Source organism: Nevskia soli (assembly GCF_903970205.1).
Classification (GTDB): domain Bacteria; phylum Acidobacteriota; class Terriglobia; order Bryobacterales; family Bryobacteraceae; genus Bog-113.
In genome coordinates, this window is sequence record NZ_CAJCHS010000028.1 from 1 (window position 1) to 9319 (window position 9319).

Genomic DNA, 9319 nt, shown 5'->3' on the forward strand with positions numbered 1-9319 from the left:
TCCCGCGCCGCCAAACCGTAAGAGAACTGGTGAAGCCTGGCGGCGCGGGGCGTGTTCCGTTTTGCGCGAGTTTTTCAAAAGCGCAAAGGACGCGAACCCGCGCCGCCAAACCGCGAGAGAACTGGTGAAGCCTGGCGGCGCGGGGCGTGTTCCGTTTTGCGCGAGTTTTTCAAAAGCGCAAAGGACGCGAACCCGCGCCGCCAAACCGTAAGAGAACTGGTGAAGCCTGGCGGCGCGGGGCGTGTTCCGTTTTGCGCGAGTTTCTCAAAGCTGAGAACCCTCGCTCCCGTGACGCACTCCCGGTTCTGGTGAACACAAGATCCGTGTTATGCACGTAGCCGCCCTAACTCTCCGGTTTTTCTTAGTCGCAGTCGCTTTGCTCGCGGGATGGTTTGACTTCCGCTCCCGCCGTATCCCTAACTGGATAACTGTGTCAGGAGTGTTGCTAGGATTTGGACTGAATACCTCTTTCTTCGGCTTCGCCGGTGCTCTTTCAGCGGCAGAAGGTCTTGCTTTAGCCTTGATAGTCTATATCCCCCTCTATATCCTTCGAGGGATGGGAGCGGGCGACGTCAAGCTTATGGCGGCCCTCGCCGCGATGGCCGGCCCTACGAACTGGCTGATTATTTTTCTGGTTACATCGCTGCTTGGCGGAGTCGCCGCCTTAGTGCTCGTGCTTGCCCGAAAGCGGTTTGCCCAGACTTGGTTCAACGTCCTTACTTTAGTAGGGTCGCTCGCGCGCTTTGAGGCGCCTTATCGCACTAACATCGAACTCGATGTGCGCGAATCGCAGTCCCTGCGACTCCCGCACGGCACGGTTATCGCTTTTGGCGCTGCTCTCTGCTTACTCGCCGGACTGTTTCCGAACTAAAGCTTCCTAAACCTTTGGTCACTTTCAACCGATAAACCTTCATAGGACATGCAAACGTTTCCCATCCCGAAAAAAGAACAGTCGCAACCTTGGTTCGTGAGGCTTCTTCCGTCGTTCAACGACCTCGCGTTCCTTATCCCGATTCTGTTCCTGTTTGTGCACCTGAATGGAGCCAAGAGAATGCTTGGCGACGGCGATACGGGATGGCATATCCGTACCGGCGAGTGGATTCTTGCGCATCACTCGGTGCCGCAGGTAGACCTCTTCTCGTTTTCCAAACCGGGGCAGTCCTGGTTTGCCTGGGAATGGCTATGGGATCTGCTCTTCGCGGCGATTCACGGCTACTCCGGCCTCACCGGCGTTGTGTTTGTCAACATCACTTTGCTAGGGCTTGTGTTCGTTCTGCTCTATCGTCTGGTCTGCCGCCAAACCAGTAACTCTTTACTCGCCTTAGGCGTGACATTTCTCGCGATGGCGGCTTCAAGTCTACACTGGCTCGCGCGGCCACACCTGGCCGCCTGGGTGCTATTGCTCAGCTTCTGTCTCGTCCTTGACGAGATCCGCAAGGGAAAAAAGCACCTTTTCTGGGTCCTGCCGCTGCTAACGGCCGTGTGGACCAACATCCACGGCTCATTCTTTATCGGAATCGCGTTACTCATCGGCTATGCGCTCGGCGATTTGGCGGAAGGTTGGCTGTGGAAATCCGAGGAATCGAAAAGCGCGAAGTTCCAGCGGGCCCGCACGTTGCTTCTGTGCGCGTGGGCGTGTAGCGTGGCCACACTGCTGAACCCTTACGGACTCAATCTTCACCGCCATATTCTTACCTATCTCCTCGATACCCGGCAGTTGGACAACATCGGTGAATTTCAGTCGATTAGCTTTCACTTACGTGGCGCCGTTTACTTCGAGGCGATGCTATTTCTGGCCCTGTTCGCGGTTTGCTGGTGCGTCGGCAGGCGGCGTTTGGCCGAAGCTGCGATTGTCGCCGCCTGGGCGCATTTAGCTCTGATGTCGGCCCGCAATATTCCAATCTTCGCGTTTTTTGCCGCGCCGCTCGTGGCCGGAATGATTCAGGATGTCGCGGTCCGGACGGCCGTGAACTCTTCTGCCGCCGTGATTCGCCGAATGGCGTCAACACTTCGGGATCTCGGATCCGAATTTTGCGAGTTGGAGCGCGTTCCCCGGCTGCATCTGGTCAGTGCCGGCGCTGTCCTCGTGCTCGCCCTGCTGTTTACCGCTCCGAATCGTCCGGGCAGCTTTGTTGCGGAATATGACCCGCACCTTTACCCGGTGGCGGCCGTTAAAGTCCTCGAATCCCGTGTCGGCTCGCGCATCTTTGCCGATGACCAATGGGGAGACTACCTGATCTACAAACTATTTCCCCGCTACAAAGTTTTCATTGATGGACGCAGCGACTTCTATGGCGCGGACTTCGATAACCGCTTGCTCAGTCTTGTCAATGCGCATTACGACTGGGAATCGTCGCTCTCCGAATTTGCGATCGACACCGTGCTGGTACGCGCGGATGCGCCGCTAGTGGAAGCGCTAAAAAGATCTCGCCAATGGTCGGTCGCGTATGACGACGGCGTCGCGATCGTGTTTCGCGCGGACCAAGCGCACTCGGGCGCTCAGGCCCGAGCCGGGCGGCAAAACCTCTCACCAGTGTCACCTGTTGAGAACAAGGGTTTCCCGGCTATCGCGGCGGGCAAGCCGGAATCATCCACTCTCGCAAGCAAACCTCTAGAAAGGAGAATTTCATGATCAATTTCTTAAACAACTTCTGGCAGGAAGAAGAAGGCCAGGATCTCGTCGAGTACTCGCTGCTTCTGGCGTTTATCGCTTTGGCTGCGATTGGCGTTCTGACCAACGTCAGCAAGAGCGTCAACGGACTCTGGACCACCGTGAACAGTTCGCTAACCAACGCGAATTCGGTCGCCAAAGCGGGCGCGAGCTAAAACTTCGGAGCTGTGGCTGAAACACCGGCGGTGTTAAGTCGCGGCTCCCTTTTTTGAGATCTGAATAAAAGCAACTGAAAGATTTTATGAATCAACGTCTGCTTACCGTATTTGTGTTCGCGGTGGTGGTTGCCGCCATCGCCAGTTATGTGGTGTATCGGGGCGTATCGGCTCACGTTCAGACTAGTGTGCCCGCGCCCTCCACCCATCTGTTCGTCGCGGCTCATGACCTGGAGGTCGGAACGCTGGTGCGGGACGCTGATGTCCGTGAAGCGGACTGGCCTGCAGCCGTACCCGCGCAGTCCATTTCGAAGCGTCAGGACCTGATCGGACGCGGCGTTGTGACGAAAGTATTCAAAGACGAGCCGTTCGTTTCCGAGCGGTTGGCGGCACAAGGCGCGGGCGCGGGTCTCGCCGCGACCATCCCGATGGGCATGCGAGCCGTCGCCCTCCGCGTAAACGACGTGATCGGTTTAGCCGGTTTCGTCTTGCCGGGAGTCCGAGTCGACGTGGTGGTTTCCGGGAACTCGCCGCAAGCCACTCAATCCGGCGTGCTGGCGCGCACAGTCTTGCAGAACATCGAGGTGCTCTCGGCCGGACAGAAGATCGAACACAACGTCGAAGGCAAGCCGGAAGACGCGCAGGTGGTGAATCTGCTCGTCACACCCGAGCAGGCGGAAATTCTCAGCTTGGCGAGCAATGAAACTCGCGTGCAGCTCGTGCTACGAAATCCGATGGATAACAAGAGTGAAGTGACTCGCGGCGCTTCCATGGCGAGCATGTTTGGAGTTGCCGCCCCGTCGCTTCCGGCAATCACCGGTGCAAGTCGAAAAGCGAGGAGCACCCCGGTCGTGAAGGCCGATGTGAAGCCCCCCTCGGCCGCGACTGTGGAAGTGTTCACCGGCGCGAAGCGTTCCGAAACGATGTTCGCCGGGACAGGGAGCAATTGATGTTGACGGCGATCCTATGTCTGGCTCTCTCGTTGGCGGGCGTATCATCGTCAACGCCTGCGTCAACGCCTGCGTCAACGCCTGCCGAGAGCGTAATCGATCTCGATGTGAACAAATCGACGGTACTCGAAAACCGCACTGGAGTGAAACGCGTCGCGACCGCCACGCCGGAGATCGCGGAAGCGGTGGTCGTCAGTGTGAATGAGGTCATGGTGAACGGCAAAGCGCCAGGAGAAACCAGTCTCGTGCTTTGGGATGGCGCCGGTGTACGAACCATCTTCAACGTTCGGGTTCATGGCAATGACAATCGCGCCGACATGGTGCGTGACGAGTTGGCCCGCGAATTTCCCGGCAGTGATATTACATTCCGCGCCGAGAACGGCGCCGTTTTCCTGAGCGGAACCGCTCCGGATACAGTCGCCGCCGACCGGGCTGTCGCCATTGCGACGACGCTCGGGAAAGTTGTCAATCTGTTGCGGGTTCCGCTTCCACCCGCTGAGCCGCAGATCCTCTTGCACGTTCGTTTCGCCAATGTCGATCGCTCGGTCAGCACGCAACTCGGCTTGAATTTCTTCAGTACCGGCGCGGCTAATACGCCAGGTGCCATCTCGACCGGTCAGGCATCTCCGCCGGCAGTTAGCGGCCCTCCGACGGCATTTTCGGTGAGCGACGCTTTGAATATCTTCTTCTATCGGCCGGATTTGAATCTCGGCGGAACGCTGGCGGCTTTAGTGAGCAAGGATCTGGCGGAGATACTGGCGGAGCCAAACCTGCTAACCATCAGCGGCCGCCCGGCCAGTTTCTTAGCCGGCGGAGAGTTCCCGTTTCCAACCCTGCAGGGTGGAGGCGGAGGTGTTGGCCAGGTCACGATTCAATTCCATGAGTTTGGAATACGCCTGCACTTTCTGCCTTTCGTAACGCCTCGCGGCACCATCCGGATGACCGTAACTCCGGAAGTGAGTTCGCTCGACTACGCCAACGGACTTACCGTAGACGGGTTCACGGTTCCCGGACTTGATACGCGCCGCGTAGAGACGGAGATTGAACTACGAAACGGGCAAAGCTTTGTCATCGCAGGTCTGCTGGACAACCGGCTGTCGCAAACGATCGATAAGATTCCCGGCCTTGGAGATATCCCGTTAGTCGGCAAGCTGTTTCAGTCAAAGGTCGCGACACGCAGTCACACCGAGCTGCTGGTGATCGTTACTCCCGAGATCGTTCGTCCGATCGAGCCCGGAGAAAAGGCTCCTGACATCCCGATCCCGGTTCCTTTCCTGAAAGGCGCTTTGACAGTGCCGCCCCAGACGCCGGCCGCATCGCCCAGCCAGATCTCGCTTCCGGAGCTACGGGCGGTTCCGGTCGAGATCTTGCCCGACCCAATTCCAGCGCCCGCTGCGGCTCCGCCCACGACGCCGCAAGCCGCTGCGCCCCAAGCTAACGGGCCGGTTTCGACAACGCCCGTCGCGTCCGCAACGGCGCCGGCCTCGCCCGCCCAAACGAACTCGCCGCATTAGGACGATATGTATCCCTCATCCTTTGCCCTGGCGATCGAAAACGCCGAATTAAGAGCCTCCGCCGAAACTGCGCTTGCTCCCCTCCGCAGCAGCATCGAAAGGTACGACCGCTCCAATATGGAGGCGCTGCTTGCCGGGATTGCCGAGCGCATTCCCGAAGTCCTGATGCTCGATATCGCAGCGTTTCAGGAACAAGCGGGGACGGCATTGCGCGAAATCCGCACACGCGCGCCCAAGACAAAGATCGTTGCTTTGCACGGTACCGCGGACCCGCACTGGATTCTGGAATCGCTCCGGGGCGGAGCAGCGGAGTTCGTTCAAGCGCCGTTTTCCGAGACGCTGATGCCGGCTCTCGCCCGCATCGTGGAAGCGCGGGTGGAGAACGGATCTACGCGCAAAAAGGGAAGGCTGCTCGGGTTCTTGTCCGCGAAGGGCGGTTGCGGCGCGACGACGATCGCGTGCCATGTTGCCGTCGAACTGCAACGCCAAACCAAGTCCAATGTCCTGATGGCTGACTTCGATCTTGCGTCCGGTCTAACACGATTTCTGATGAAGGCGAGCGGTGACTACTCGGTGGTCGACGCGGCCCGAAATCTGTCACGGCTGGATGCCAGCTTATGGCAGGGGTTCCTATCGCCGGTTAAGCCGGGGCTCAGCGTCTTACCCGCGCCCCTCACGGTCAGCCATCGCGATACCCCGGAAGAAGCCGATTTTCAGGAACTTCTGCGGTTCATGCGAACGCAGCACGATTGGTGTGTGATCGACCTCGGCCGCAGCCTCACCTCTGTCGCAGAGGCCGCCCTTCAAGAAGTAGATGACCTGTTTCTAATCTCAACCACTGAAGTTATCGCCCTCCACGGCTTGAAGAGCATGGCTCGCGGGCTCCAGGACGACCAGCACAACAAGCACAAGTTGCACGTGATCCTGAATCGCGCGCCAAAGATGATGGACATCACGCGCGACGAGCTCGAGAAGATCTTAGGCCGCCCGCTCTACGCAACGCTGCCCAATGATTATCCGAGCCTCTACGAATCCTATGCCAAAGGCAGCCTTCTCCCGCCCGGTAATCGCCTGGCGCAGCACTTTGCCCGTCTCACGAGTCAAATCATCGGGGTTGAAGCAGCGAAGCCGAAACGGCGCTTCTCGCTACTAGGTTAGCTATGGCGATCACTGAAGATATCCGCACGAATTCTCCCGATCTGGACCGCGAAACCTCCAAGGCACGGCTGCAGGACCTCAAGTTCCTGGTTCATCGCCAACTTCTCGATCGCATCAACCTCGAGGCCGTTTCCGCTTTGCCGCTGGATCGAGTCCGGCAGGAAGTCCGGCCCTCGGTCGCAAAGATCTTAAGTGAAGACAAGACGCCGCTCAGTTTAGTCGAAAAAGATCGGCTGATTGAAGAAGTTCTCGACGAGGTCTTTGGCTTGGGACCTCTGGAACCGCTGCTGAAGGATCGCTCGGTCTCCGATATCCTCGTCACCACCAACCGTCTGGTCTACGTCGAGCGCGCGGGCAAACTGCAGCGCACCGCGGTCGAATTCAAAGACAACAGCCACCTCCAGCGCATCATCGAACGCGTGGTTTCCCGCGTCGGCAGACGGATCGACGAATCCTCGCCGATGGTCGATGCCCGATTGCCGGACGGCTCGCGTGTGAACGCCGTCATTCCACCGCTCGCGGTCGACGGGCCTCTGCTATCGATCCGCCGTTTCAGCAAAGATCCACTGCGGCCCTCCGACCTAACCAACAAACTCGCGCTCACTCCAGGCATGCTCGACTTTCTTGAAAGCTGCGTGAAATCGCGACTGAACGTGATCATTTCGGGCGGGACGGGCGCGGGGAAGACAACATTTCTGAATGTTCTCTCGGGCTTCATTGCGGAGGACGAACGTATCGTCACCATCGAAGACGCGGCCGAACTGCAGATGCGCCAAACGCACGTTGCCCGCCTCGAAACCCGTCCCGCCAATCTCGAAGGACGCGGCGCGATTACCCAGCGGCACCTTCTTATCAATGCACTCCGAATGCGCCCCGACCGAATCGTCGTCGGCGAGGTTCGCGGTGAAGAAGCGCTGGACATGCTTCAGGCCATGAATACAGGCCATGACGGATCGTTGACCACGGTCCACGCCAATAGCCCGCGCGATGCCATCAGCCGTCTCGAGGTGATGGTCGGGATGTATAGCGGGAATCTCAACCAGCGGTCCATTCGGCAGCAGATCGCGTCGGCGGTCGATCTCTTTATCCAGATCGCGCGCCTGAGCGATGGAAGCCGTCGCGTGACGCACATCACGGAATGCATCGGCATGGAAGGCGATCAGGTCACCACGCAGGACATCTTTCTCTTCGAGCGCACTGGCGTATCGAGCGACGGACGCGTGCTCGGCCGTTTCCGCGCCACCGGTGTCCGCCCGAAAGTAAGCGACCGGTTGAAAGCCGCGGGGATCGAACTTCCCGGTTCGCTGTTCCAAAGCAGCACGGAGGTTCGCTGAGATGAACTTCCTGGTGATTCTCACGTTCCTGGCCATCTTCTTCGTAACCATGTGTTGCGTTGGGGTGGGCTTAGCCTTACATGAATCGAAGCAGCGCAAGCTGTTCATGCAAATGCTGAGAACGGTGGAAGCGGGCGCTTCCGTTCCCGTGAAGAACATACTCCGTCCGCTTGCGGATCGGAACAGCTCACGAGAATGGCTGCAGCGTCTTCCGATGATGAGCGCGCTGGGACAGACGCTGCGTCAATCGGGGCTGGATTGGAGTGCGGAACGTCTCCTGGCAATGTGCGCCGGAGGATGTTTGATTGGTGCATTTGCCGGAGCGAAACTCGATCTCCTTTCCATGACCATGCTGAGCACTGCGGTTTTTTCGGTGATTGGCGCGCTCGCGCCCTGGATGTATGTTGGGCGCAAACGCAGCAAGAACATCAAAGCCTTCGAAGCTCAGTTTCCCGAAGCGCTCGACTTCCTAGCGCGGTGTTTACGAGCGGGTCACGGGTTCGGAACGGGGCTGGAGATGCTCGCCGCCGAATCTCCCGATCCTCTGGGCGAAGCGATCCGCCGGGTTTCCAACGAGCTGCAACTGGGCGCCCCGATGGATGTAGCCATGAAAGGCCTCTCCGACGCCGTACCGCTTGTGGACATCCGTTTTTTCATCTCGGCGGTGGTTATTCAGCGGGAAACCGGGGGCAACCTCGGTGAAATCCTTGGCCGCCTTTCGGGAATCATTCGCGAGCGCTGCAAACTGCGAGGCCAGGTCAAAGCGATGAGCGCGCATGGCCGGATTACCGGCATGGTTCTGCTCCTGATTCCGGTCGCGGTGTTGGCCATCCTATCGGTTTCCGCGCCCGACTATTTCGCGGGTCTAACCAAAGATCCCACGGGAAGAATGCTGCTCCTCGGCGCGGCGGGCGGCCAGGTACTCGCCTACTTCTGTATCAAGAAGATCGTGAACATCAAAGTCTGAGTTTCAAACCATGGCCTTAATCGCTTCATTCAGCGTGTTCGCTGCCGTGCTCCTCGCGATTACTCTATTCGGGTACGTGAAGTACGTTAAGCCGTCGCGCCTCATCGACCAGTTGAGCTATGAGGACCCGTCGGCTGTACCCCTGAACGCCGAGCCGAAGCAGCCGTTCCGGGCGATGCTGCTTCAGTTCCTCTCTTACCTGGGAAACCTGATTCCGCTGACGCCTCAGGATATGCGCCTTGTGCGCCATGAACTCGATTCGGCCGGATTTCGGGGTGACTTAGGCGTCGCCACGTTCACCGGCACGCGGGTTCTCGGAGCCGTCGTTTTATGCGTGGCCGCGTTCTTTCTGCGCGATTTGATCCCGGCGACTTCGGTCTTGAAGATAGTGATGGTCATCGGCGGCGGCGTAGGCGGGTACTTTTTGCCCGGTCTTGTTCTGGATCGCATCATTGCGAAGCGCCGCGAGAAGATCCGTTTCGCTCTTCCCGATGCTCTGGACTTACTCGTGATCTGCGCGGAAGCCGGCTGCGGCCTCGATCAGTCTCTAGTTACCGTGAGCCGCGAATT

At 58.8% G+C, this 9319-nt stretch carries 8 protein-coding genes and 1 pseudogene; all 9 read left to right on the forward strand.

The genetic code is table 11. The annotated features are described in order from the left end of the window. Positions 1 to 328: 328 nt before the first annotated feature. On the forward strand, positions 329 to 871 hold the full coding sequence (locus H1Y01_RS01570) for an A24 family peptidase (RefSeq protein ID WP_180538341.1): 543 nt from the start codon (positions 329 to 331) through the stop codon (positions 869 to 871). 48 nt (positions 872 to 919) lie between these two features. Continuing rightward, positions 920 to 2632: a hypothetical protein gene (locus tag H1Y01_RS01575; RefSeq protein ID WP_180538342.1), complete on the forward strand. Its 1713-nt coding sequence runs from the start codon at positions 920 to 922 to the stop codon at positions 2630 to 2632. Then, positions 2629 to 2826 (forward strand): Flp family type IVb pilin, encoded by a 198-nt coding sequence (locus tag H1Y01_RS01580; RefSeq protein ID WP_180538343.1) that lies wholly within the window; start codon positions 2629 to 2631, stop codon positions 2824 to 2826. The genes H1Y01_RS01575 and H1Y01_RS01580 overlap by 4 nt, the downstream gene beginning before the upstream one ends. Before the next feature lie 86 nt (positions 2827 to 2912). Next, the gene (gene cpaB, locus H1Y01_RS01585) at positions 2913 to 3776 is read left to right on the forward strand and encodes a Flp pilus assembly protein CpaB (RefSeq protein WP_180538344.1); all 864 of its coding nucleotides are present in this window, start codon (positions 2913 to 2915) and stop codon (positions 3774 to 3776) included. After that, positions 3776 to 5290, forward strand: coding sequence for a type II and III secretion system protein family protein (locus H1Y01_RS01590; RefSeq protein WP_257644403.1), 1515 nt, complete (start codon positions 3776 to 3778; stop codon positions 5288 to 5290). Before cpaB ends, H1Y01_RS01590 begins: the two co-directional genes overlap by 1 nt. Before the next feature lie 6 nt (positions 5291 to 5296). After that, positions 5297 to 6448: an AAA family ATPase gene (locus H1Y01_RS01595; protein WP_180538346.1), complete on the forward strand. Its 1152-nt coding sequence runs from the start codon at positions 5297 to 5299 to the stop codon at positions 6446 to 6448. Between the two features lie 2 nt (positions 6449 to 6450). Next, positions 6451 to 7782 (forward strand): CpaF family protein, encoded by a 1332-nt coding sequence (locus H1Y01_RS01600; RefSeq protein ID WP_180538347.1) that lies wholly within the window; start codon positions 6451 to 6453, stop codon positions 7780 to 7782. Between the two features lies 1 nt (position 7783). Continuing rightward, complete coding sequence (locus H1Y01_RS01605; RefSeq protein WP_180538348.1) at positions 7784 to 8749, forward strand: type II secretion system F family protein; 966 nt, start codon at positions 7784 to 7786, stop codon at positions 8747 to 8749. Between the two features lie 10 nt (positions 8750 to 8759). Continuing rightward, positions 8760 to 9319: pseudogene (locus tag H1Y01_RS01610) on the forward strand (hypothetical protein); the annotation flags it as partial.